This window comes from Novosphingobium sp. 63-713, assembly GCF_001898925.1.
GTDB lineage: Bacteria > Pseudomonadota > Alphaproteobacteria > Sphingomonadales > Sphingomonadaceae > Novosphingobium.
The window spans coordinates 599018-623687 of record NZ_MKVS01000005.1 but is presented as its reverse complement, the minus strand read 5'-3'; the positions used below and the strand labels follow the sequence as shown (position 1 = coordinate 623687).

The window sequence follows — 24670 nt, the reverse complement described above, 5'->3', positions numbered from 1 at the left end:
GAATGTCCGGGCAAGGGAGTATTATGGCCTTTATCGATCAGGTCGGTGTTCTGGATGAAGATGAGTCCGGGCCGCGCTATCTGCGGCTGCAAAAGCTGTTGCGCAATGCCATCGACAGCCGCCGCCTGCCGGTGGGCAGCGCTTTGCCCAGCGAGCGCGAATTGGGCGAGGTCTATGCCCTTTCACGCGTGACGATCCGCAAGGCAATCGACAAGCTGGTCGATGAGGGCCTGCTGGAGCGGCGCAAGGGGGCGGGCACCTTTGTCGGCGGCGCGGCCCCGGCGCAATCGGGCCGCGTGGAAAAGAGCATTTCCAAACTCTCCTCCTTTTCCGAAGACATGCTCTCACGCGGGCGCAAGCCGTCGAGCCGCTGGCTGGACCGCAGCGAAGGGGCGGTGACGCCCGATGAGGCGCTCTCGCTGGGCCTCTCACCCGGATCGCCGGTCTATCGGTTTCAGCGCATCCGCTATGCCGATGGCGAGACGATGGCGCTGGAGCATGTCGCGGTTCCCGCATGGGGCCTGCCCTCGGCCGAGGCGGTGGAGGAATCGCTCTATGACGCCCTCGACCTGCGCGGCTTGCGCCCGGTGCGCGTGTTGCAGCGGGTGCGCGCCATCGGCTTTTCCGCCGAACATGCGGCGTTGCTGGGGGTGGAGGAGGGCGACCCCTGCCTGTTCATCGACCGCCGCGCCTTTTTGCCCGATGGGCGGGTGATCGAGGTGGCGCAATGCTATTATCGCGGCGATGCCTATGATCTGGTTGCGGAATTGAGCCAGAGCTGAACTTTGGGCGTTTTGTCCATAGATTGAGAATAATTCGCAAAAACTTGCGGCAGACTGCTCTCGCCGCTTGACCTTATGCGTCCGCGCTCCTTAAAAGCTACTGCGAATCAGTCGCATTTAAAGGGGCCGTGTCATTTCCTTCCTTCCCTCCCGCTTTTGCCTGTCCGGGCGCCACCCCGCCCGCGCCATGCTGCTGGCTTCGGCCTGTCTTGCCGCACCGGCCCCCGCCATGGCGCAGGACGGCGACCCGCTGGTCACGCTCAATCCGATGAATGCCATCACCGTCACCGCCACCCGCCGCCCCACCACCATCGGCGAAGTTCCCGCCACTGTCTCGGTCATCAGCGCGCGGCAGATTGCCGATCAGATGGCCGCCGACATCAAGGACCTGATCCGCTTTGAACCGGGTGTTTCGGTGCATCGCGCCCCGGCCCGCTTTGGCGCGGCCAGCGGCACCACCGGGCGCGACGGCAATGCCGGTTTCAACATTCGCGGGCTTGAAGGCAACCGGGTGCTGATGCAGGTGGATGGCGTGCGCGTGCCCGATGGGTTTGAGTTCGGCGCGCAGGCCGCCGGGCGCGGCGATTATGTCGATCTGGGCCTGGTCAAATCGGTCGAGATCCTGCGCGGCCCGGCCTCGGCGCTCTATGGCAGCGATGGTCTGGCGGGCGCCGTCAGCTTCATCACCAGCGACCCGGAGGATTTCCTCAAAGGGGGTCGCAAGATCGCCGGTCTGGCCCGCGTCGCCTATGATTCCGCCGACAACAAGGCCACAGAAACCGGCATTCTAGCGGGGCAATCGGGCGCATGGTCGGCGCTGGTCGCCTATACCCGCCGCGACGGGCATGAGCAGAAGAACAAGGGCAGCAATTACGCCGCCAATTCCACCCGCACCGCCGCCAATCCGCAGGACACCCAATCCAACGCGGTGCTGGCCAAGCTGGTCTTTGCGCCCTCGGCGGGACACCGCCTGCGCTTGACGCTCGATCATCTCGATAACCACACCTATACCAACGGGCTTTCGGGCATTGCGCCCACGGCCTCGTCTTCGACCAGCGTGATCGGCCTGATCGGGCGCGACACGGTGCGGCGCGACCGGGTCAGCCTTGATTGGCGCTGGCAGGGGGCGGGCGCGATCGAGATGGCGCAGATCACCGGATGGTATCAGAAATCGGACAACCGGGAATATTCGGCTGAAGATCGCTATACCGCTGTCGACCGCACGCGGCTGAACACTTTTGCCAATCGCGTGCTGGGCCTCTCGGCGGAATTGCATTCCAGCCTGAACACCGGGCCGCTTTCGCACGCGCTGGTCTATGGCGCGGATGCCAGTTTCACCCGGCAGGAAGGGGTGCGCGACGGCACTGTACCTCCCACCAACGAGACCTTCCCCACCCGCGCCTTTCCGCCCACCGATTTCACGCTGGCGGGCTTCTATCTAGGCGATGAGATCGCCGTGGGGGGCAAGGTGCTGACGCTTTATCCGGTGCTGCGTTTCGACCATTACAAGCTGAGCCCCAAATCGGATGGTCTGACCTCGAATTTCACCGGGCAGGGGCAGAGCGGATCGCGCATCTCGCCCAAGATCGGGGCGCGATTGAAACTGGGGCTGGTCAGCCTCTTCGGCAATTACGCGCAAGGCTTCAAGGCTCCCGCCCCCACGCAGGTCAACCAGTTCTTCGAGAATCTTGCCTTTGGCTATACCTCGGTTCCCAACCCCAATCTGAAGCCGGAAACCAGCGAGACTTTCGAGGGCGGCATCCGCATCGCCCAAGGCGGCATCAGCGCCGGGATCACCGGCTTTACCGGGCGATACCGCGATTTCATCAGCCAGCAGGTGGTGAGCGGGGCCTTCACCCCGGCCAACCCGGCGGTCTATCAATTCATCAACCTCAACCGCGTGCGCATTTCGGGCGCCGAGGGGCAGGTCATGCTGCGCGCCAAAAGCGGGCTCTCCGGGCGCATGGCCATCTCCTATGCCAAGGGCACCGTCACCGGCACCGATGGCGCAAGGACTCCGCTATCCACCATCGACCCGCTCAAGCTCATCATGGGGCTGGGCTATGACGCGCCGGGGAGCCGCTTTGGCGGGCAGATCATCATGACCCATTCGGCGCAAAAGGAAATGTCGGCCACCAATGCCGCCGATTGCGGCAACAGCCTGTGCTATCGCCCCGGTGCTTTCACCATCCTCGACGCCACCGCCTATGTCCGCCTCGGACAGGCGCTGATGCTGCGCGCGGGCGTGTTCAACCTGACCAACGCCAAATACGCATGGTGGAGCGATGTGCGCGGCCTCTCGGCCAGTTCCTCCGTCACCGATGCCTATACCCAGCCGGGGCGCAATGCCTCCGTTTCGCTGACCGCGCGTTTCTGATCTCCACGCTTAAGGACAATTCCCATGAAGAAAGCCCTTCTTGCTTCCCTCCTGCTGGGTCTGGCCATGACCCCGGCAGCGCCCGCCATGGCCGACGGCCCCGTCGCCCCGCGTTCAGCACAGGCCGATGCCCAGGCCTTTGCCGCTGATCGTGCCGCGATTTTGGCCATGGCGGGCGATTACAAAGTGACCTTTGACCTTCGCGAGACGACAAGCTGGCGCGCCGATTATACGCCGATCCCGTCAAAACTGTCGGGCGGGCATGAGGTGGTGCGCGTGATCGAGGACACCGGCCCGCATATCGTCCTGCAGCACCTCTTGGTGGTCAGGGACGAGGGCAGCAGGACCATGGTCATCAAGCATTGGCGGCAGGATTGGAATTACCAGCCGGAAAATGTCCTGACCTATGCGGGCAAGGGGGAATGGAAGCTGGAAGCCATCCCGGCCGCAATGCGCGCGGGCCGCTGGTCGCAGACCGTGTGGCAGACCGACGATTCCCCGCGCTATGGCGGATGGGGGCAATGGAGCGACGAGGGCGGGGTGCGCCGCTGGCGTTCAAGCTGGACGCTGCGCCCGCTGGCCCGGCGTGATGCGGTGCGCCATCCGGCCTATGACCGCTATCTGGCCATCAACCGCCATTCGCCCACGCCCACCGGCTGGATCCATTGGCAGGACAATATGAAGGAAGGCCCCGACCCGGCAGGCTCGGGCAAGATCGTGCCCTTTGTGCAGGAATCGGGCCTCAACACCTATGTCCGCGATGGGAAATTCGATGTGGCGGCGGCGGAAAGCTATTGGGCCGCGACCAAGGATTACTGGGCCGCGGTGCGCGGGGCGTGGGATCAGACCATCGCCCGCCACCAGGGCGTGAAAGTGGCCGAAGTGGCCGAGACCGGATCGGCGGGCGCGGAAAGGCTGATGGGGCTGGCGGACGAGGTGAGGGCCGGAAAAATCAGCACCGACAAGGCGATTGCCGCCGCCCGCGCGGTGATTGCCGAGGTCGCCGGTTGAGGCGAAAGGGCGGGGGAGAGGCGATACCCCCGCCCTTTTTGCTCAGGTCGTCTGCCAGCCTCCGGCCAGAGCGCGGAACACATCCACCTCGGCAAAGGCGTTGGCGCGGCGGGCCGCCACCAGATCGGCCTCGGCCCCGGCCAATGTGCGCTGCGCATCCAGCACGGTCAGGAAATCGACCTGACCTTCGCGCTGGCGGGCGAGGCTGATGCGCGACGCGCGCAGGGCTTCATCCCTTGCGCGCTGCAGCGTATCGGCCCGTTGCCGCGCCGAGGAGAGATTGGACAGCGCCCGCTCGGTTTCCTCCAGCGCCACCAGCACCGCGCCGTCAAATTGCGCCAGCGAGGCCTTGGATTCGGCCTTGGCCGCCGCGATCCGCGCCCGCGCCGCCACGATATTGGGGATGCTCCAGCTGACCAGCGGCCCCAGCGACCAGCGCGAGGCCGAGGAACTGGTCACATCCATCCCGCCCAGCGCGCTGGCCCCGGCCGAGGCGCCAAGAGTGATGCGCGGGAAGAGATCGGCCGTGGCCACGCCGATCCGCGCCGTATCGGCGGCAAGCCGCCTTTCAGCCGCCCGCACATCGGGCCGCCGGGCCAGCAATGCCGCGCCATCGCCCACCGGGATCGGTTGCTTCAGCATGGGCGTGGCGATCACCCCGCGCAGCGCGGCGGGCAGATCGCCCGGATTGCGCCCGGTCAGCGTGGCAAGGCGCAGCAAGGCGGCCTGCCGATCGGCCTGCAATTGCGGGATGGTGGCGGCCTGCTGGTCGCGCAGGGCCGTGACGCGGATGAGGTCCAGCCGGTCCGAGCGCCCCACATCGACCCGCGCCCCGGTGATGCGGATCGAGCGGTCGAGCAGATCCACCGTTTCCTGCGCCACCTTTTCACGCTCGGCGCTGGTGGCGGCATCCAGATAGGCGCGCACCGTGTCGGACACCACCGCAAGGCGCACGGCATCTTCATCGGCTTGCGCTGCGGCGGCATCGCCCTTGGCCGCCTCTATCCCCCGACGCAGGCGACCAAAGGCATCCACCTCATAGGACAGCGCAAGGCCCCCATCATAGGCCCAACGCTCGCGCGACTGGCCCGGAATGGTCTGGATCGAGGAAATCCGCTGGCGATTGGCCGAGGCGGTCAGTGTGGTTTCGGGCAGCAGGATCGGCGCGCGTGCGCCGGTCAGGCTGGCGCGGGCCGCCTCCACCCGCGCGGCGGCCACGCGGATGTCGGTGTTGGCGGCCAGAGCATCGCGGACCAGAGCGTCGAGCACCGGATCGCCATACATGGTCCACCACTGATCGGCGGCAGGGGCTTCGGCAAAACCTGTGGCCTGCGCGCCCATAAAGGGCGCCTTGGCCGAGGCATTGGCCACCGGGGCATGATAATTCGGCCCGACGGCGCAACCGGCCAGCAGGCTGGTGGCCAAGAGGAGGGGAATGATGCGTGTCATCGCAAGTTTCCTCATTCGGCCGGTTGCAGCGCGCCGCCATGGCCCCGGCGACGCCAGGCCAGACGCAGCGCCAGTTTCCGGCACAGCACATAGAAGGTGGGGGTGAAGAGCAGGCCAAAGCCGGTGACGCCCGCCATGCCGAAGAACACCGCCGTGCCCAGCGCCTGACGCAGTTCCGCCCCTGCGCCGGTGGCGATCACCAGAGGCACCGCGCCAAGGATGAAGGCAAGGCTGGTCATCAGGATCGGGCGCAGGCGGGTTTGCGAGGCATAGACCGCGGCATCGACCGGATCCATCCCACGCTCATCCTCGGCCTGCTTGGCAAATTCCACCACAAGGATGGCGTTCTTCGCCGCCAGAGCGATCAGCACCACGAGGCCGATTTGCGTGAGGATATTATTATCCATCCCCCGCAGATTGACCCCCAGCATGGCCGCAAGCAGACACATGGGTACGATCAGGATGATCGAGAGCGGCAGCGTCAGGCTTTCATACTGGGCCGCCAGCACGAGGAAGACGAAGAGCACGGCCATGCCAAAGACCATCGCGGCGGTGTTGCCCGCATGGGCCTGTTGATAGGCAATGTCGGTCCATTCGCCGCCATAGCCGGGCGCCAGCGTCGTGTCGGCCAGCTTTTCCATCGTGGCCAGCGACTGGCCGGTGGAGAAGCCCGGCGCGGTGTCGCCGTCGATTTCCACCGCCGGTTGCAGGTTATAGCGCACCACGCGATAGGGCCCGGTCTTGTCCTCGAAATTGGCGACTGCGCCGATCGGCACCATTTCGCCGGTGTTCGAGCGGGTTTTCAGGTTGGCGATATCGGCCACGGTCGAGCGGTGGTCCGGGTCGGCCTGCGCGGTCACGCGATAGGTGCGGCCCAAAAGGTTGAAGTCATTGACGAAGGCCGAGCCGAGATAGACCTCGAGCGCCTCGAAGATCCGTTCGGGCGGCACGCCCAGCAGATCGGCCTTGCGACGGTCGATATCGGCATAGACGCGCGGCGTGTTGACATCGAACAGGGTATAGACCTGCTTGAGGCCCGCCTCCGCATTGGCCTTGGCGATCAGCGCCCAGGCCTGCGCATTGAGCGCATCATAGCCGCGCCCTTCGCGGTCCTGCAGCATGAAGCGATAGCCGCCCGCCGCGCCAAGGCCCTGAATGACCGGGGGCGGCACAAGGATGATGCGCGCCTTGTCATAACCGGCCATGGCTTTGTTGGCCTGATCCATGATGCCCTGATAGGTCGCGCCCAATGCCTTGCGTTCGGCAAAGCTCTTGAAGGGGAAATAGATCGCGCCCGAATTGGGAGCAGAGGTGCGCGAGGGACCGTGGAAGCCCGCAAACATCACCGCCCCGCGAATGCCCTGAATGGGCAGGATGCGGGCCGCCACATCGCGCACCACGCCATCGGTGCGCTCCAGCGAGGCGCCCGAGGGCAATTGCACGATGGCCAGGAAATAGCCCTGATCCTGCGCCGGGATAAAGCCCGAGGGCGTGATCAGGAACAGGCCCGCCGTGGCCGCGATCAGGGCGGCATAGGCCCCCATCATGCGCTTGGGCATGCCCAGCAACCGGCGCGTCAGGCGGGCATAGGCCGCGCTCATCCGGTCGAAACCGGCGTTGAAACGGTCCGCGCCGGTTTGCAGCATCCGCCGCCAGCGCGACATATGCACATGGGCGGCATCCACATGGCCGCGCAGCAAAAGCGCCGCCATGGCAGGCGAAAGCGTCAGGCTGAGCAGCAGCGAGATGACCGTGGCGGTCGAGATGGTGACGGCGAACTGCTTGTAGAACTGGCCCGACAGGCCGGTGATGAAGAGCGTGGGGACAAACACGGCGCAGAGCACCAGCACGATGGCGACCAGCGCGGTGGCCACCTCGTCCATCGAGGTGCGCGCCGCCTCCAGCGGGCTCATGCCCAGCGCCATGTTGCGTTCGACATTTTCCACCACGACGATGGCGTCATCGACCACAATGCCGATGGCTAGCACCAGCCCGAAAAGCGAGAGGTTGTTGAGCGAATAGCCCACTGCCGAGAGCATCACCGCCGTGCCGATCAACGAGACGGGGATGGCCAGCACCGGAATGATCGCCGCGCGCCAGCTTTGCAGGAAGATGAGGATCACCAGCACCACCAGCACCACCGCTTCGAACAGCGTGTGATAGACGGCATCAATCGACTGGCTAATGAATTCGGTGGGGTTGTAGATGGTGGAATATTCCAGCCCCTTGGGGAAGGTTTTGGAAATCGTGTCCATCTCGGACTTGATGCGCGCGGCCGCGGCCAGAGCGTTCGAGCCGGGGCGCTGCATCACCGCGATCACCACGGTGGGCTTGTTCGAAAGATAGGTGTTGATGCCGTAATCCTGCGCACCCAGTTCGACACGCGCCACATCGCGCACGCGGACCTGATGGCCGGCGGCGTCGGTGCGGATGACCACATCGTAGAATTGCTGGGGATCGGTCAGGCGGCCTTGCGTTTCCACGCCAAGCTGAAATGCCTCGCCCTTGGAATAGGGCGGCTGGCCCAGAGCGCCGGAGGAGACCTGCACGTTTTGAGCGCGCAGGGCCGCGACGATCTCGCCCGCCGTCAGATTGAGCGCGGCCGCGCGGGCCGGGTCGATCCAGACGCGCATCGCATAATCGCGCCCGCCGAACAGCTGCACATCGCCCACGCCGTCCAGCCGGGCCAGACGGTCGCGCACCTGCGTCAGCGCATAGTTCGAGATATAGTCGCGCGGCAGGCTGCCATCGGGTGATTGCAGATTGACCACCATCAGGAAGTCCGGGCTGGTCTTGCGCGTGACGACGCCCAGCCGCTGAACCTCTTGGGGCAGGCGCGGCACGGCAATCGCCACGCGGTTCTGCACCAGCACCTGCGCGGCATCCAGATCCGTGCCGATCTTGAAGGTGGCCGTGATCGTCACCTTGCCGTCGCCGGTCGACTGGCTGCTCATATAGAGCATGTTGTCGACGCCGTTGATTTCCTGCTCGATGGGCGTGGCGACGGTGGCCGCCACGGTTTCGGCCGAGGCGCCGGGATATTGGGCCGAAACGGTGACCGTGGGCGGCACCACTTCGGGATATTGCGAGACGGGCAGGCCGACAAAGGCCAGCGCGCCCACCACGGTGATAAGCACCGCCAGCACCGCCGCGAAGATCGGGCGGTCTATGAAGAAACGGGAAAAGCGCATGGGGGGATGCCCTTTGGGTTTAACGCGCCAGCGTCGCTTGCGCGGCGGCGGGGGTGTTGATCGCGGTGGGTGCGGCGGCGGGCGCCTGCGCGGAGATGGCGGCGGGGCGGGTGTTTACCTTGGCGCCGGGCATCGCGGCCTGAAGATTGGTGACGACCACGCGGTCATTGGGGGCAAGGCCCGAACGGATCACGCGCAGCCCGCGCACCACCGGACCCAGCGTGACGGGCTTGGCCGCCAGCGTGCCGTCGGGGCCGACCACCAGCACGGTCTTGCGCGCCTGATCGGACTGGATCGCCTCATCGGGAACCAGGAGCGCCTGCACCGTGCCGCCATGGCTCAGCCGCATCGCGCCGAACATGCCGGGGGTCAGGAACAGGCCGGGATTGGCCATCACCGCGCGGCCCCGGATCGTGCCCGAATGCGGATCAAGGCCATTGTCGGTGAAGTCCAATTGGCCCTGATGGCGATAGTCGGCCTCGTCCTGAAGCTTGATTTCGACTTTGGTGCTGGTGTTGCCGTTCGCCCGGTCGCGCTGGGCTTTCAGGTAAAGCGCTTCGGAGGAATCGAAGGTGAAATAGATGGGGTCGAGCGCGTTGATCGTGGTCAGCAGCGTGGCATTGGCCCCTTCGCCCGCGGCCACCAGATTGCCGACATCGACGCGGCGGTCGGAAATGCGGCCCGCGATGGGCGCGCGGACCTGGGTGAATTCCATGTCCAGCGCGCGGGCCTGCTGGCGCGCCTCGGCGGCGGCAAGGGCGGCCTGCGCGGCCTGAAGCCGGGCCTTCAGCCCATCGAGTTCGCCCGCCGAAATCGCCTCATCGCCCGACAGACGCGAGGCGCGGGCCAGATCGTTGCGGGCCAGCGCCAGCGTGCTGCGCGCCGAGGCGACATTGGCCGCCGCCTCGGCCAGAGCGGCGCGATAGGGGCGCTGGTCGATGGTGAAAAGGAGCTGACCCCTTTGCACGATATCGCCATCGCGGAAATGGCGCGCGGTGATCTGGCCGCCCACGCGCGGGCGCAGTTCGACGCTCTGGCTGGGGGCGAAGCGGCCGACGTAATCATCCCATTGAGTTACCGGGGCGACCATCGGCGTGGCCACGCCAAGGGTGGGGATGGGCATCACGGCGGCGGTGGCGCTGTCGTGATGCAGCGCTCTCCAGCCAAAGCCGCCCGCCAGCGCCAGCGCCAGCGTGGCCCAGGTGATGCGGCGAAAGAGGGGGGATCGGCCCGTGTCGCGCGCGGCGTCGCGCTGAATGTCGCGCTCATAGGCATTGTCGAGGTGAGAGGTCAGCATGTCCATTGGATCGGCTCCGGGCAGGCAGGAAAAACGCGCAAGGGACGGCTGCGCCGCGCGCCATCAGGGCACGGCAACGGACCTTCCCCGGCGCGCCGGGTAGAAACGGATGGCGGGCGTGATGCCCGCACAGGGATGGGATAAAACCGGCCCCGTCCGCGACGCGCGGGGGGGGGTGGGGGGATTGCGCCCCGGACGGGAACCGGTCTGGGCAAACGGCGTTGGGGTAAACGCCGCGCCTGAGGTCGGACGCGCTGTTCAGGCGCCCGTTGAAAGAGACGAACCGGGCAGGGACGGACGGTCCTGCACTTGGTGGACGGGGGGGTAGTCGGCCCGTGCTCTTTCAATACCAAACGGTATAAAATAGGACGGCGCGGCCGTCAACCGTATTTTTATACCGACCGGTATTTTTTATTTATATTATTGAAAAGACGTAAATTTATCTTAACGCCCCGGCCAGATTGCCAGAGTCGTCGTCACCAGCCGTTCCAGCTCGGCCGGGGTGGCGCCCGAGCGGGCCTGCACCGTCATGCCCTGAAGGATCGCGGTCAGATAGTGGGCCATGGCGGCCGGATCGACGCCCTCGGGGAAATCGCCCTCGTCACGGGCGCGTTCGAAACGCTCGATGATCGCGTGGTCGGTGGCCAGACGCAGCGAGGTAATCTCGTCGCGAATCGAGTCGGCGTAATTGGTGCAGGCCACCGCGCTCACCACGCTCAGGCATCCGCGCGGATCATTGCCGGTCTGCATCGCCAGCGCGCCGCGCAGGAAAGCCTCGGCCACGCCCTTGGCCGTGGGCGCGGTCAGCCCGGCGCGCACATAGGCCAGCTTTTCCTTTTCATACAGGTCAAGCGCCTTGCGAAACAGGGCTTCCTTATTGCCGAAACAGGCGTAAAGGCTGGGCTTGGTGATGCCCATCGCCTCGGTCAATTCCGTCATCGAGGCGCCTTCATAGCCCCGCGCCCAAAACACCTTGAGCGCGGCGGTCAGCGCGGCATCGGGACAGAACTGTCGCGGGCGGCCCCGATGGGTGGAATGGGGCGCCACAATGGTGTCAGGATCGAATTTCATACCAGGCAGTATATAAGAGTTTTGTGACATGGTCCATAGCACTTGCCGCGATCTGTCGCAGGAATCCTGACAATCACCCATTTTGCTGCGGTGCAGCATGGGGCTTGCGCCGATGCCATCTTTCTGGGAAACTTCACGAATCGCGTGAGGAGAACCGGTTATGACGGTGATCATCGACCCAACGCCCGGCCCGGCCGCGCCCGGCGGCAAGAGCGCCATTCTGCCCGCGCGGCCCGAGGCGATGCGCCTTGATCCGGCCCGCACGGCGGTGGTCGTCATCGACATGCAGAACGCCTATGCCTCGTCCGGCGGCTATGTCGATCTGGCCGGGTTTGACATTGCCGGGGCGGCGGGCGTCATCGGCCGCATCGCGCAAGTGCTGGACACCGCGCGCGGGGCCGGGGTTCAGGTGGTCTTTCTGCAAAACGGCTGGGATGGCGATTATGTCGAGGCGGGCGGGCCGGGATCGCCCAACTGGCATAAATCCAATGCGCTCAAGACGATGCGCGCCAGACCCGAATTGCGGGGCAAGCTGTTGGCGCGCGGGGGCTGGGATTATGAGCTGGTCGATGCGTTGGCGCCGCAGCCGGGCGACATTCGCGTTCACAAGACCCGCTACAGCGCCTTTTTCAACTCACAACTCGACAGCGTGCTGCGTTCGCGCGGGATCAAAACCATCGTCTTTGTCGGCATCGCCAGCAATGTCTGCGTCGAGTCGACCCTGCGCGATGCCTTCCATCTGGAATATTTCAGCGTGATGCTGGAGGATGCCACCCATCATCTGGGCCCGGATTTCGTTCATCAGGCCACGATCTACAATGTCGAGAAATTCTTCGGCTGGGTCAGCACGGTGGGCGATTTCTGCGGCAGCTTGGGGCAATTGCCCAAGGGAGGGGAATGATGCCTTTCGAACCGATCAACCCGCCGCAATTTCCCGCCCCCATCGCGCCCTATTCCGCAGGCGCGAAGGCGGGCAACACAGTCTATGTCTCGGGCGTGCTGGCGCTGGGCGAGGGGGGCATGGTGCTGCACGTGGGCGATGCGGCGGCGCAGACGCGCCATATTCTGGACGTGATCGCCATCACGCTGGAGGCGGCGGGCGCGACCATGGCGGATGTGGCGATGAACCATATCTTTCTGAAAAACCTTAATGATTATGCCGCCTTCAATCAGGTTTACGCCCAATACTTTCCCGGCGACAAGCCAGCGCGCTATTGCATCCGGGCCGATCTGGTCAAACCGGATTGTCTGGTCGAAATTGCCAGCGTGGCGCATATCGGCTGATGCCGGGCGGGGCGGACCTCTATTATGAAGAACACGGGCGGTCCGACGCGCCGCCCTTGATCCTGTCGAGCGGGCTGGGCGGATCGGCATCCTATTGGCGGCCGAATCTGGCCGCGCTCTCCCGTCATTTCCGCGTGATCGTCTATGACCATCGCGGCACGGGACGCAGCGACAGGGCCTTGCCCGAGCGCGTGACCCTGGCCGATCTGGGGGCGGATATGCTGGCCTTGATGGATCGGCTGGGCATCGCGCGGGCCGGGATGATCGGCCACGCTATCGGCGGGATGGCGGCGCTGGAGGCCGCGCGGGCCGCGCCGGACAGGGTGGATCGCATCGTCATCATCAACGGCTGGGCGCGGCTCGATCCGCAGACGGCGCGCTGTTTCGATGTGCGTCTCACACTTTTGCGTAAGGCCGGCGCGCGGGCCTATCTGGAGGCGCAGCCTTTGTTCCTCTTCCCGCCCGACTGGCTGAGCGAGCATGACGCGGCCTTGCGCGAGGAGAGCGAGCATCATCTGGCCCAATGGCCGGGCGATGCGGCAATGGAAAAGCGCATTGCGGCGGCGCGCAGCTTTGACGCCGCGCCATGGCTGTTTCACGTCGCCTCGCCGGTCCTGGCCATCAGCGCGGCCGATGATCTGCTGGTGCCATGGCGCAATTCTCAGGCCCTTGCCCAAGCGCTGCCCCACGCCGTCCATCGCCATTTCGACTGGGGCGGCCATGCGCTCAATGTCACCGCATCCGATCGGTTCAACCGCGACATCCTCGACTGGCTGACCAGCGGGGCCACGCCATTTAGGAGCTAGCCCCATGCAAGTCGGTGTCTTTGTTCCCATCAACAACAATGGCTGGCTGATCAGCGAGAACGCGCCGCAATACCACCCCAGCTTTGACCTCAACAAACAGATCGCGCAAAGCGCCGAGAAATACGGGCTGGATTTCCTGCTCTCGATGATCAAGCTGCGCGGGTTCGGCGGCAAGACGCAGTTCTGGGAATATGGGCTGGAGAGCTTCACGCTGATGGCGGGGCTGGCGGCGGTCACGGAAAAGATCAAGATCTACGCCACCTGCCCCACGCTGGTCATCCCGCCCGCCTTTGCCGCGCGCATGTGCAGCACCATCGACAGCATCAGCCATGGGCGCTTTGGCCTCAACCTGATCACCGGCTGGCAGCCGCCCGAATATACCCAGATGGGCGTGTGGCCGGGCGATGAGCATTTCCGCAACCGCTATCAGATGCTCGACGAATATGCCCATATCCTGCGCGAATTATGGGCAAACGGTGTGTCCGATTTCAAGGGCGACTATTACCGGATGGAGGATTGCCGCGTCCGGCCCCAGCCGCAGGGCGATATGAAGATCATCTGCGCCGGGTCATCGGATGCGGGCCTCGCCTTTTCGGCCAAATGGGCCGATTACGCTTTCTGCCTTGGCAAGGGCGTCAACACGCCCACGGCCTTTTCCTTCAACAATGACCGTCTGGCCAAGGCGCTGGAGGCAACCGGCCGCGATGTTCAGGTCTTTGTGCTGGTGATGATCATCGCCGCCGAGACGGATGAAGAAGCGATGGCCAAGTGGAAGAGTTATAATGACGGCGTTGATCTGGACGCCATCGCCTGGCTGGCCGAACAGGGGGCCAAGGACAAGGTCAACACCGACACCAATGTCCGCCAACTGGCCGCCCCCGAAGGCGCGGTGAATATCAATATGGGTACGCTGGTCGGTTCCTATGCCAGCGTAGCGGAGATGCTGGATGAAATGGCGCTGGTGCCCAATACGGGCGGGGTGCTGCTGACTTTCGATGATTTTGTCGAAGGGGTGGAGGCTTTTGGCACCCGTATCCAGCCGCTGATGAAAAGCCGGGGGCAGGTTCAGGTCTGATCCTCGCCGCGCGATTTGCGGATCAGCATGACCGAGCCGTCGCTGCCGGTGATTGCGTCAATGCCCAGCGATTCGTGGATCGTGGCGATGAAATCATCCGAATTGCGCGCCGAAAACATGCCGCCCACGCGGATATTGGCGATACGCGGGTCGCTGATCACCATAGGCGCGCGCCGATAGCGGTTGAACTCTTCGACCGCCTGGGCCAGCGTTTCGCCCTGCAGATAGATTTCGCCCTGCTGCCATGCGGTTTTCTGCGCCAGCTCGCCCTTGGGCAGGGGCACCACCGAAATCGCCGCGGCGCGCATCATCGCGCTCGATCCCGATGACACTTCGGTCAAGGTCCGGCCGTGGTCGAGCACCGCTACCTTGCCGTCCAGCACCGTCAGCTCGGTCAGATCGGGGCGGACGCGCAGGTTCATATCGGTGCCCGTGGTTTCGACATCGCCATCGCGCGCGGAAATCAGGAAAGGGCGCGAGGCATCGCGGGCGATCCTGAAATGGGCCTCGCCCCGCACGAAGTGGACCTGACGGATCTCGCGTTCAAAGGCCACGTCGATGGCACTGTCGGTGTTGAGGCGCACTTTGCTGCCATCGGGCAACTGGATCAACCGGGTCTCGCCCACGGCGGTGCTGTATCGCGCAGGTCCGGCATAGCGCCAGATCGCCCCGCCCGCCGCCGCCACCAGCCCGACACCCGCAGCCATGGCGGCAAAGCGGCGGCGGCTCGGATTGGCGGGCGCCTCATCCCCGTCGGCGGCCATATCATCGTTGGCCCCGACGCCATGGACTACGGCGTCATTGTCGGCGCGCGTGGGCGCGCGCAGGGTGCCGGCCATCTCCCAGCTTGCCTCGGCCTTGGCAAAGGCCACGCCATGCGCCGGGTCCTGTTCGACCCAGCGATAGGCTTCGTTCCAGGCCTGCGGCGTATCGCTCTCGCGCGCCATGTGAAAAAGACGCGCCGCTTCCTGCTCAATCGCCTGTCTTTGCCGACCTTGTGGGGGCCGACCTTGCGGGGTCTGGCCCTGCGTGGATTGACCGGGCGGGGGCGGGATTGTCAAAACGCGCATCCTCAAAATGGCCGATGGCCTGCATGACTTTCAATGTGGCTTTGGCGATATGTTTGTCGACGGTAAAGACGGACAGGCCCATCTGTTCTGCTATCTCCCTGACCGGCATATCATGGACCCGGCGCAGCAAGAATGCCTGACGGCATTGCGGAGGCAGCGTGTCGACAATCGCGGCCAGTTTGCGCAGGTGATCGCGCGCCTGAAGCATGCGTTCGGCCGAAAGCGTGTCGGCCACCAGATCGAGATCGGCGATTTCTTCGAGCGTGACGATCTTTTGCCGTCGCGCCTGATCGATCAGCAGGTTGCGCGCGATCTGAAACAGATAGGAGCGCCCGTTGACCACCCGCGCGAAATCGGCCGTGGCATAGGCGCGGGCCAGCACTTCGGCCACGACATCCTCGACATCCTGCCGTTGATGCATCACCCGGCGCATCCGGCTGCGCAAGGCGGCCTCATGCACGAGTATGGTGCTTTTGAACCAGTCAAGGCGAAGGCGAACCGGATCCGTCACGAAGATTATGCCCCTGCATGGCGACCCGAATATCGCGCGGGCGCCAACTTCATCGAAGAGTTCGCCGCATTGCCATACGCAAAAAACGCAGCCTAAGCACAAATCGTCATAAGTAAATTATCAGTGGCAGAAATTTCAGCGCCGCTCGTTCCCACCTCTTGCAACATATTTGAAACACGGGGAATGTGAGTGGGCCTTTCAAGACATCAGCTAAATTGCGCGAGCGTTCTGGCGCTGGGCATCGTGATTTCCGCACCGGCCGCAGCGCATGCCGCCGCCCAGACCACCGCCGTCGATTTTCATATCGCGCGCCAGTCGCTGCCCGCCGCCATGGCCGAATTCTCGCGCCAGTCGGGGGTCCAGATCCTCTTTCCCTATGACCAGTTCAAAGGCATCATCACCAACCCGGTCGAAGGCCGGATGACGCCCGAACGCGCGGTGGCCGCGCTGATCAGCGGCACCGGCGTCACGGCCAGCCCGGTCGGCGCGCGTTCGATCGCGCTGCGGCTCGCCGTGCGTGCCCATGCGCCCGAATTCAGGCCCATCGCCCTGACCACCCAGAGCGCGGGTTTTGACGCAGGAGCGCCCGGCGCCGCCCCCGCACCGGCCCCGGCCGCCGATCCCGCCTCGGCCATCACCGTCGTGGGCAGCCAGATCAAGGGGGCCAAGATCAACGAGGCCGTGCCCGTCACGGTGATGGATCTGGACCAGATCAAGGCGACGGGCGCGGTTTCGGGCGATGATCTGCTGCGCTCTATCCCCCAGATGGGCGACGTTTCGTTCAACAGCACCTCAGGCCAGACCAGCAGCAATTTCGCACGCGGCGACGTCGGCTCGATCAATCTGCGCAATCTGGGCGTGGGCAGCACGCTGGTGCTGCTCAACGGCCGCCGCATGGTGGCGCATCCCGGCAGCCAGGCCGACGAAAACCTGGCCCCGGTCATCACCTATAACTCGAACACGATCCCCGTTGCCGGGCTGCAGCGGGTCGAGGTGCTGCGCGACGGCGCCGCCGCGCTTTACGGCGCGGATGCGGTGGCGGGCGTGGTCAACACCGTGACGCGCGGCAATGTCGAGGGCGGCTATGTCGATCTGCAATATGGCGGGGCGCAGGGCACCCATCTGCGCGATCTTCAGGTCAGCGGCCTGCTGGGCCATAATTTCGCCGAGGGGCGGGGCAATTTCTCGCTCAACTTCTCCTATGTCGACCGCACCGCTCTGGAGGCGCGCGATCAGGATTTCACCGCTTCGGCCGACAAGCGCGCGCTGTTTGCGGGCACCGGCTTTGCCGGGCTGAACTCGCTCGATCTGCGCAGCACGCTGAGCAATTACGGCGATTTTGCCGCCATCGGCCGCACCAGCGCGATCACCAGCAATGGTTCGGCCGTCACCAGCGCCTCGGGCACATTCCATATCCAGCCCACCACCAATTCGGGCTGCAAGGTGACGCTGGCCAACGGCGTCTGCGTGGACACGGGCACGCGCGCCACCTCGGGCGCGGATCGCAATCTGCGCTGGGACGGCAATGCCAACAACAATATCTCGGTCTCGCCCGCCGTGCGCCGCCTGAACCTGTTCGGCACATGGCATTATGACCTCAACGACGCCATCACCGCCTTTGGCGAGTTGGGCTATTACATGGCCCGTTCGAGCAGCGTGCAGGACAGCGTCTTTTCGATCAGCTCGATCCCGATGGCGGTGCCCGCCTCCAATTACTGGAATCCGTTTGGCGCGACCACGCTGCCGGGCGGCGCGGCCAATCCCAACCGAATCGCCGGGCTGAACATCGGCGCGGCGGGCCTGCCGGTGACGATTTCCTCGATCCGCCTGACCGATCTGGGGCCGACCTATGATCTGGTGGACAACAGCCAGTTCCGCGCTCTGGCGGGGCTGCGCGGCCAATGGCATGGGTTCGACTGGGAATCGGCGCTGCTTTATTCTGAAGCCACCGTTATCGACAAGCAGAACGGGGTAAGCGCCACCGCGCTCCAGAACCAGCTCGCGCTCTCCACCCCCGATGCCTATAATCCCTTTGGCACATCGGCGAACACGCAGGCCGCCGTGGACGCGATCAAGGTGGTGTCGGTCCGCCGCGACCGCACCACGCTGGCCTCGGCCGATTTCAAGGCTTCGCGCAAGGATCTGTTCCATCTGCCGGGCGGCGATGTGGGCGTGGCCTTTGGCGGCGAAGTGCGCCGCGACACCCAGCTCGACGACCGCGACGCGCGCGTCGACGGCACGATCACCTGGACCAACACCGTCACCGGCGTGACCCAGCCCAGCGACCTTTACGGCGTCAGCCCCACGCCCGACACGCGCGGCAGCCGCGTCGTGGCGGCGACCTATGCCGAATTCGCCATCCCGCTGATCTCGCCCGACATGCATGTGCCGCTGGTGCGCAGCCTCGATCTTCAGGCGGCGGGGCGCTATGAACATTACAGCGATTTCGGCAGCGTGGCCAAGCCCAAGTTCGCCGCCTCGTGGGATGTGGTGGACGGGCTGCGCCTGCGCGGTTCGTGGGCGCAGGGGTTCAAGGCGCCCAACCTTGAAGTGATGAATGCCTCCATCGTCACGCGCGGCAACACGCGGGTCGATTATGTCCGCTGCGAGGCGGATCTGCGCGCCGGGCGCATCACCTCCTTTGCCAATTGCGCGCAATCCTATGTCGCCACGGCCCAGCGTTCGGGCAACCCCAACCTGAAGCCCGAGGAATCGACGAGCTGGTCGCTGGGCGCGGTGCTGGAGCCCAAATTCCTGCCGCCGAGCTGGGGCCGGTTGACGCTGACGGTCGATTACTGGGCGGTCAAGCAGAAGGGAATCGTGGGTGTGTTCGGCGAGGGCAATGCGCTGATCCTCGATTATCTGCTGCGCCAGCAGGGATCGAGCAATCCCAATGTCATCCGTCTGGCGCCTACGGCCGATGACGTTGCGCTCTATGCCAACACCGGTCTGGCCGCGGCCGGACAGGTGCAATATGTGAAGGACCAGTATGTCAACCTTCAGCCGCAGGATGTGCGCGGGCTGGACATCAGCCTGACATGGCGTCTGCGCGGCACCCGCTTTGGCGATTTCACGCTGACGGGCAATGGTGCGCATCTGATCCGCTTTTATCGCGCCCCTTCGCCCCAGATCCAGCAATTGCTGGACGCGCGAGCCACGGGCTTGATTAACGCGGGCACGATCATCACCGGCGGCGGCTCGCTGCTGGGTCAGGACGGGCGCCCGGCGTGGAAGGCGCAAGGCTCGCTGACATGGAAGCTCAAGGGCATCACCGTGGGCGGTTCGGTGCAATATACCGGCGCGGTATGGGATACGAGCGCGGTGGATGCCTCGGGCAATTACTGGCGCGTGAAGGCCCAGACCACCGGCAATCTCTATGCCCAGTATGAATTCGACAAGGGCGCGCTGAAAGGCACCAGCATCCGCTTTGGCGCGCGCAACATCACCGATGAAAAGCCGCCTCTGGCCATCAGCGCCTTTGGCTATATGGGCGCGCTTTATCAGGGCTATGGCCGCTATCTCTATGGCGGCATCCGGCGCGAATTCTGATGCCCCACGGGCGGCGCGGGCGACACCCCATCCCATCCCGCGCCGCCCACCCTCTGCCTCCAACCGGAGATATTCCGTGACGATCAGACAATCCCGCATCCCGCATGGCGGCTGGGCGCTGGCGCTAGGCGTCGGCCTGCTCGGCCTGGCGGCTTCCGCCACCGGCGCCGCGCCCGTAAAGCCCGCGCCCCCCGCTGCCCCGGCCGCCGCGCCGCCCATCGCTCCAGTGGCGGCCCCGGCCCCGCCGCCCCCCGCCTATCCCAGCACCTATCGCCCGGCCCGATCCGCGCCCTTTGCCATTGTGGGCGCCAATGTGTTCGACGGGGCGGGCCATCTCTTCGAGGGCGGCACAGTTCTGGTCGAGGATGGCAAGATCCGCGCGGCGGGCCGGGATATTGCCGTTCCCGCCGGATGGCAGGTGATCGACGGGCGCGGCAAATGGGTGACGCCGGGCGTCATTGATTCCCATTCGCATATGGGCGTCTTTGCCGCGCCGGGGGTTCAGGGCCATGCCGACGGCAATGAGAATGTCGACCCCAACACCGCGCAGGTCTGGGCCGAGCATTCGCTCTGGCCGCAGGACCCCTCGTTCGACCGCGCGCGCGAAGGGGGCGTGACCTCGCTGCTGATCCTGCCGGGTTCGGCCAATCTGTTTGGCGGGCGCAGCGTCTCGGTCAAGAATGTGCCTTCGGCCACGATGCAGGGGATGAAGATCCCCGATGCGCCCTATGGGCTGAAAATCGCCTGCGGTGAAAATCCCAAGGGCCGCTATGGCAGCCGGGGCCGCTCGCCCGCGACACGGATGGGCAATATGGCCGGTTTCCGCAAGGCATGGATCGAGGCCACTGACTATCGCAACCGCTGGCGCGCCTATCGCGCGAAACAGGCCAATGGGCAGGGAAGCGAGGCGCCCAAACGCGATCTGGCGCTGGAATCGCAGGCAGGCGTGCTCGATGGCCAGATCATGCTGGAAAACCACTGCTACCGCGCCGATGAAATGGCGCTGATGGTCGATATGGGCAAGGAGTTCGGATACCGCACAACCGCCTTTCACCATGCGGTCGAGGCCTACAAGATCCGTGACATCCTGGCCCGCGAAGGCATTTGCGTGGCCACATGGGCCCAGCGCTGGGGCTTCAAGATGGAGGCCTATGACGCGGTGGAGGAAAATGCCGCGCTGCTGCATCAGGCGGGCGTCTGCGTGGCGATCCATTCGGACGAGGCCGAACTGGCCCAGCGGCTGAATGTTGAAGCCGCCGTGGCGCTGGCTGCCGGGCGGCGCCACGGCATTCAGATCAGCCAGGCCGAGGCGGTCAGCTGGTTCACCTCGAATGCCGCCCGCGTGATGGGCATTGCCGAGCGCACCGGTTCGCTGGCGCCGGGCAAGGATGGCGATGTGGTGATCTGGAGCGCCAACCCTTTCAGCATTTATGCTCTGGCCGAAAAGGTCTTTATCGATGGCGTCCTGCAATATGACCGGCACGATCCGCGCTATCAGCATCAATCCGATTTCGAGAGAGGGCAGGTGGTCCATGCGCAATAAGATGCTTTGGCTGACTGCCCTGCTGGCATCGCCTGCTTCGGCCCAGAGCGTGCCGGTGGCCTTTGTCCATGCCCGCGTGCTGGCGGGCGAGGGGCGCGTGGTGGAGGATGCCACGCTGGTGCTGCGCGATGGATTGATTGCCGAACTGGCCCCAGCCGCAGCGCCGCCCGCCGGGGCGCGGGTGGTGGACGCCACCGGCAAGACAATTACCGCGGGCCTTGTCGCCGCCGACACCACGCTGGGGCTGGTCGAGGTTTCCTCGGTTTCGGGCACCAATGATGCGCATCCCTCCTCGGCGGATCTGAGTGTCGGGGCCGATGTGCAATTCGCGCTCAACCCGGATTCAACCGCGCTGGGCGTGGCGCGGGCGGGGGGCGTGACCTCGGCCATCACCCTGCCCGATGGGGCGCGGGGTGAGGCTGGCGGGCATCATCTGATGTCGGGTCTGGCCGCCGCGATCACGCTGGGCGACGGGGGCGCCATTTTGCGGCGCGGGCGGATCGCCGCCGTGCTCGAACTGGGCGAGGCGGGGGCCAAGGTCGGGGGCGGATCGCGCGCCTCGGATCTGGTGCTGCTGCGCGAGGCGCTTGATGATGCGCGCCTCTATGCCCGCAACCGCCGCGCCTATGAAAGCGGCAATCTGCGCGCTCTCTCGCTCTCTCATGCCGATCTGGAGGCGATCCAGCCGGTCCTGACAGGTCAGGTGCCGCTGGTGGTGGGCGCGCACAGCCGGGCCGATATCCTTCAGGCGCTTGATCTGGCGGGCGAATTCAAATTGCGCATCATCATTCGCGGGGGCGAGGAGGCATGGCGCGTGGCCGACCGTCTGGCGCGGGCGCGGGTGGGCGTGATCCTCAATCCCACCGACAATCTGCCCAAGAGTTTCGAGGTGCTGGGCGCAAGGTCGGACAGCGCGGCGATCCTGCGCAAGGCGGGGGTGGCCGTGGCCATCATCGGCAATGACAGCACGCACCGCGTGGGCGAAATGCGGTTTAACGCCGGAATGGCGGTGGCGCGGGGGCTGAATTATGCCGATGCCCTTGATGCGATCACGCTGACGCCCGCCCGCCTGTTCGGCCTTGATGCCCAGATCGGCAGCATCGCGCGCGGCAAGCAGGCCGATATCGTGGTGTGGGATGGCGATCCTTTCGAACCGCTGACGCAGGCCACGCAGGTCTTCATCCGGGGCGCCGCGATCACCGCCGAGTCGCGTCCGGAGGCTTTGGCGCGGCAATACGCCAAATACCATCAGTGAGCGCGCGCCGCGTCGCTTGGCAAGGCGAAAACAGGCACTATCCCTTTGGGGATATTCGAGGAATGATGTGATGCAAAAGATGTTTCTGGCCCTGCTGGGCGGCGCGGCCCTGATCCCGGCCCCTGTGATGGCCAATTCCGGGGCCAATTCTGGGGTTGTTCCGGCCATTGCCTTCATCGACGCCACCGTGTTCGACGGCACGGGCGCGGCCCCGGTGCGGGAAACCGTGCTGGTGCAGAACGGGCGGATCGTCGCGGTGGGGGCAAAGCTCAAGCTGCCCGCGGGCACGCGCAAGGTGGCCGCGCAGGGCAAGGCGCTGCTCCCCGGCTTCTTCGACGTTCACACCCATTGGACGCCGGGCGGATTGCCCGACACCACGCCCCAGATCGCCACCGCCTATGTCCAGTCGGGCATCACCACGGTCAATGATTTCCACCAGCAGCCCGAATCCTATGCCCCGCGCCGCGCGTGGCTGGCGCAACTGGCGGCCCCCCATGTCAATTTCGCCGCCCGCATCAGCACGCCGGGCGGCCACGGCGCCGATTGGGCCGATCAGGCCACCACGATCTGGATCAATACGCCCGAGGCCGCCCGCGCGGCGATCAAGGGCCTCGAAGCCTATAAGCCCGACCTTATCAAGGCCTTCACCGACGGCTGGCGCTATGGCGCCGCGCCCGACAACACCAGCATGGACCGCTGGACGCTCAAAGCGCTGAGCGAGGAGGCGCATAAGCGGGGCTGGTCGGTGCTCACCCATACGGTGACGGTCGAACGCGGGGTGGCGGCCTCGATGGCGGGCGTGGATTCGCTGGGCCATGTGATCCAGGACCGTCTGGCCACGCCTGAAGAGGTGGCCCAGATCGCCAAAAGCGGGATGGGCATGGCCCCCACGCTGGCCGTCTATGACCCGGACAAGCCCGGACAGCCCAAAGCCGACGAGATGCGCCAGCGCAAATTCTCCTATGCGCTGAAAAATGTGAAGGCGCTGTTTGATGCGGGCGTGCCGATTTCGGTGGGGACGGATGCGGGTATGCCCGGCACGCCCCATGGCGTGTCCACGCTGCATGAACTCGAACTGCTGGTGCGCGCCGGGCTGACGCCCGCGCAGGCGCTGGTGGCCGCGACGCAGACCAGCGCAAAAGTGATGCGCCTTGATGGCGATCGCGGCACGATTGCGCCGGGCAAGCGCGCCGACATTCTCCTTGTCGACGGCAAGCCCTGGGAGAATATCGAGGACATTCACAAGATCACGCAGGTCTATATCGACGGCCGTCTGGTCAGCGGGGTGGGCGCGCCGCCTCTGCCCGCCGCCAATCTGGCCAACCGCCTGCCCTCGGTCAAAATCGCCGCGCTGGTCGATGATTTCGAGCGCAAGGACCGGCGCTCCTCGCTCGACACTCTGCGGCTGGAAACCGGCGATGGCGGCATGGACCGCACCGTCGAGATCACTCAAACCGTGCCGCGCGATGGCGGGGGGCAGGCTTTGCTGCTCTCGGCGAAAATGGCGGTGAAGGGTGATGCCTATGCCGGTTTTGCCGTGCCGCTGACGCGCGGTTCGGTGGTGCCGGTCAATCTGGCCGGTTATAAGGGCATCCGCTTCGATATAAGGGGTGATGGGGCCTATGTCCTGCGCCTCAACGGGCTGGACGGCGTGTGGAGCGCGCCGGTTTCAGGCGGCGCGCAATGGACCAGCGTGGAAGTGCCTTTCACCGCGCTGACCGCCGCCGCGCAGCGGGGCAAGCCGGGGCCGGCCTTTACCGGCGATGGCCTTGTTCAGCTTGAACTGGGCGGATCGCGCGAGGGCGGTCAGCGGCTCTGGGTCGAGGTGGACAACATCACTTTCTATTGATCGCCCTATTGATTGCGGGCACTCGGCGCTTCACCGCAGCAATCAGTTCGGGCAGGCTGGACACCTGCTCGATACCATATCGCGCGCCGGTGATGTCCACATTGCCCTTGCGCCAATACCCGGGCGGACACAGCACGATCAGCTTGCCGCCCCGCGCATGGAGGCCCATTTCCAGCAGGCTGATCGGGCTTTGCGATCCGGGCGAGAAATAGAGGACGATGACATCGGCGCTTTCCAGCGCGCCAAGCTCCCATTCGACCTGACGGCGGAATTCCGGCTCGTCGGCCTCGGGCCGCCATTTGGGGTTCCAGTCGGGGCGGCGGGGGTTGAGGATCACAACATTGTCGGCCGCCAGCGCCTCGATCATGCCTTTCTGCCAGTCGGGCGCGTTGCCCATGTCGATGCTGCCGCCCAGAAAGACGCGGGCGCGGTCATGCGTCTTTGGCAGCGCCTCGGGCGAGGTGATGACGCTGGAGGTTTGCGCATGAGCGAGTGGAGCGGCCAGAAGCAAAGCGCCAGAAAGCAAAGTGAGGGGAAAGAGCATTCTCAT

At 65.3% G+C, this 24670-nt stretch carries 18 protein-coding genes; 11 read left to right on the top strand and 7 right to left on the bottom strand.

Features of this window, described 5'->3' with window-relative positions:
- Window positions 1-23: 23 nt before the first annotated feature.
- From BGP00_RS03575 to BGP00_RS03565, 3 genes are all read left to right on the top strand, one after another.
- On the top strand, window positions 24-782 hold the full coding sequence (locus BGP00_RS03575; protein ID WP_290009535.1) for a GntR family transcriptional regulator: 759 nt from the start codon (window positions 24-26) through the stop codon (window positions 780-782).
- Between the two features lie 187 nt (window positions 783-969).
- Window positions 970-3159, top strand: a complete 2190-nt coding sequence (locus tag BGP00_RS03570; protein ID WP_292921972.1) for a TonB-dependent hemoglobin/transferrin/lactoferrin family receptor — start codon at window positions 970-972, stop codon at window positions 3157-3159.
- Between the two features lie 24 nt (window positions 3160-3183).
- Window positions 3184-4170 carry a DUF6607 family protein gene (locus BGP00_RS03565; RefSeq protein WP_292921971.1) on the top strand — a complete coding sequence of 329 codons (987 nt, stop codon included), beginning with the start codon at window positions 3184-3186 and terminating at the stop codon, window positions 4168-4170.
- A gap of 42 nt (window positions 4171-4212) precedes the next feature.
- Here BGP00_RS03565 and BGP00_RS03560 read toward each other — a convergent pair whose 3' ends face one another.
- From BGP00_RS03560 to BGP00_RS03545, 4 genes are all read right to left on the bottom strand, one after another.
- Window positions 4213-5619, bottom strand: a complete 1407-nt coding sequence (locus tag BGP00_RS03560; protein WP_292921970.1) for an efflux transporter outer membrane subunit — start codon at window positions 5617-5619, stop codon at window positions 4213-4215.
- A gap of 11 nt (window positions 5620-5630) precedes the next feature.
- The gene (locus BGP00_RS03555; RefSeq protein WP_292921969.1) at window positions 5631-8810 is read right to left on the bottom strand and encodes a multidrug efflux RND transporter permease subunit; all 3180 of its coding nucleotides are present in this window, start codon (window positions 8808-8810) and stop codon (window positions 5631-5633) included.
- 19 nt (window positions 8811-8829) lie between these two features.
- Window positions 8830-10113 (bottom strand): efflux RND transporter periplasmic adaptor subunit, encoded by a 1284-nt coding sequence (locus tag BGP00_RS03550; RefSeq protein WP_292921968.1) that lies wholly within the window; start codon window positions 10111-10113, stop codon window positions 8830-8832.
- A 438-nt stretch (window positions 10114-10551) separates the two neighbouring features.
- Entirely contained in the window at window positions 10552-11178 is a 627-nt protein-coding gene (locus BGP00_RS03545; protein WP_168601397.1) for a TetR/AcrR family transcriptional regulator, read from the bottom strand.
- 160 nt (window positions 11179-11338) lie between these two features.
- Between BGP00_RS03545 and rutB the strand changes: the two genes are divergently transcribed.
- The 4 genes from rutB to rutA are packed head-to-tail and all read left to right on the top strand — an operon-like array spanning window position 11339 to window position 14343.
- The gene (gene rutB / locus BGP00_RS03540; protein WP_292921967.1) at window positions 11339-12079 is read left to right on the top strand and encodes a pyrimidine utilization protein B; all 741 of its coding nucleotides are present in this window, start codon (window positions 11339-11341) and stop codon (window positions 12077-12079) included.
- On the top strand, window positions 12079-12462 hold the full coding sequence (gene rutC / locus BGP00_RS03535; RefSeq protein WP_292921993.1) for a pyrimidine utilization protein C: 384 nt from the start codon (window positions 12079-12081) through the stop codon (window positions 12460-12462). Before rutB ends, rutC begins: the two co-directional genes overlap by 1 nt.
- On the top strand, window positions 12462-13268 hold the full coding sequence (rutD, locus tag BGP00_RS03530) for a pyrimidine utilization protein D (RefSeq protein ID WP_292921966.1): 807 nt from the start codon (window positions 12462-12464) through the stop codon (window positions 13266-13268). Before rutC ends, rutD begins: the two co-directional genes overlap by 1 nt.
- Before the next feature lie 4 nt (window positions 13269-13272).
- A complete protein-coding gene (gene rutA / locus BGP00_RS03525; protein ID WP_292921965.1) occupies window positions 13273-14343 on the top strand; it encodes a pyrimidine utilization protein A in 1071 nt (356 codons plus the stop codon).
- Here rutA and BGP00_RS03520 read toward each other — a convergent pair.
- Entirely contained in the window at window positions 14334-15290 is a 957-nt protein-coding gene (locus tag BGP00_RS03520; protein ID WP_292921964.1) for a FecR domain-containing protein, read from the bottom strand. The genes rutA and BGP00_RS03520 overlap by 10 nt on opposite strands.
- 25 nt (window positions 15291-15315) lie before the next feature.
- The gene (locus BGP00_RS03515; RefSeq protein ID WP_292921963.1) at window positions 15316-15924 is read right to left on the bottom strand and encodes a sigma-70 family RNA polymerase sigma factor; all 609 of its coding nucleotides are present in this window, start codon (window positions 15922-15924) and stop codon (window positions 15316-15318) included.
- A 189-nt stretch (window positions 15925-16113) separates the two neighbouring features.
- Between BGP00_RS03515 and BGP00_RS03510 the strand changes: the two genes are divergently transcribed.
- The 4 genes from BGP00_RS03510 to BGP00_RS03495 all read left to right on the top strand — a co-directional run bounded on the left by BGP00_RS03510 (window position 16114) and on the right by BGP00_RS03495 (window position 24120).
- On the top strand, window positions 16114-19473 hold the full coding sequence (locus BGP00_RS03510) for a TonB-dependent receptor (RefSeq protein ID WP_292921962.1): 3360 nt from the start codon (window positions 16114-16116) through the stop codon (window positions 19471-19473).
- 76 nt (window positions 19474-19549) lie between these two features.
- Entirely contained in the window at window positions 19550-21016 is a 1467-nt protein-coding gene (locus tag BGP00_RS03505; RefSeq protein ID WP_292921961.1) for an amidohydrolase, read from the top strand.
- A 1-nt stretch (window position 21017) separates the two neighbouring features.
- The gene (locus tag BGP00_RS03500; RefSeq protein WP_292921960.1) at window positions 21018-22271 is read left to right on the top strand and encodes an amidohydrolase family protein; all 1254 of its coding nucleotides are present in this window, start codon (window positions 21018-21020) and stop codon (window positions 22269-22271) included.
- A gap of 70 nt (window positions 22272-22341) precedes the next feature.
- Window positions 22342-24120 (top strand): amidohydrolase family protein, encoded by a 1779-nt coding sequence (locus BGP00_RS03495; RefSeq protein WP_292921959.1) that lies wholly within the window; start codon window positions 22342-22344, stop codon window positions 24118-24120.
- Here the strand turns inward: BGP00_RS03495 and BGP00_RS03490 are convergent.
- Window positions 24107-24664, bottom strand: coding sequence for a nucleoside 2-deoxyribosyltransferase domain-containing protein (locus BGP00_RS03490; RefSeq protein ID WP_292921958.1), 558 nt, complete (start codon window positions 24662-24664; stop codon window positions 24107-24109). The two genes, BGP00_RS03495 and BGP00_RS03490, sit on opposite strands and share 14 nt — an antisense overlap.
- Between the last annotated feature and the right edge of the window lie 6 nt (window positions 24665-24670).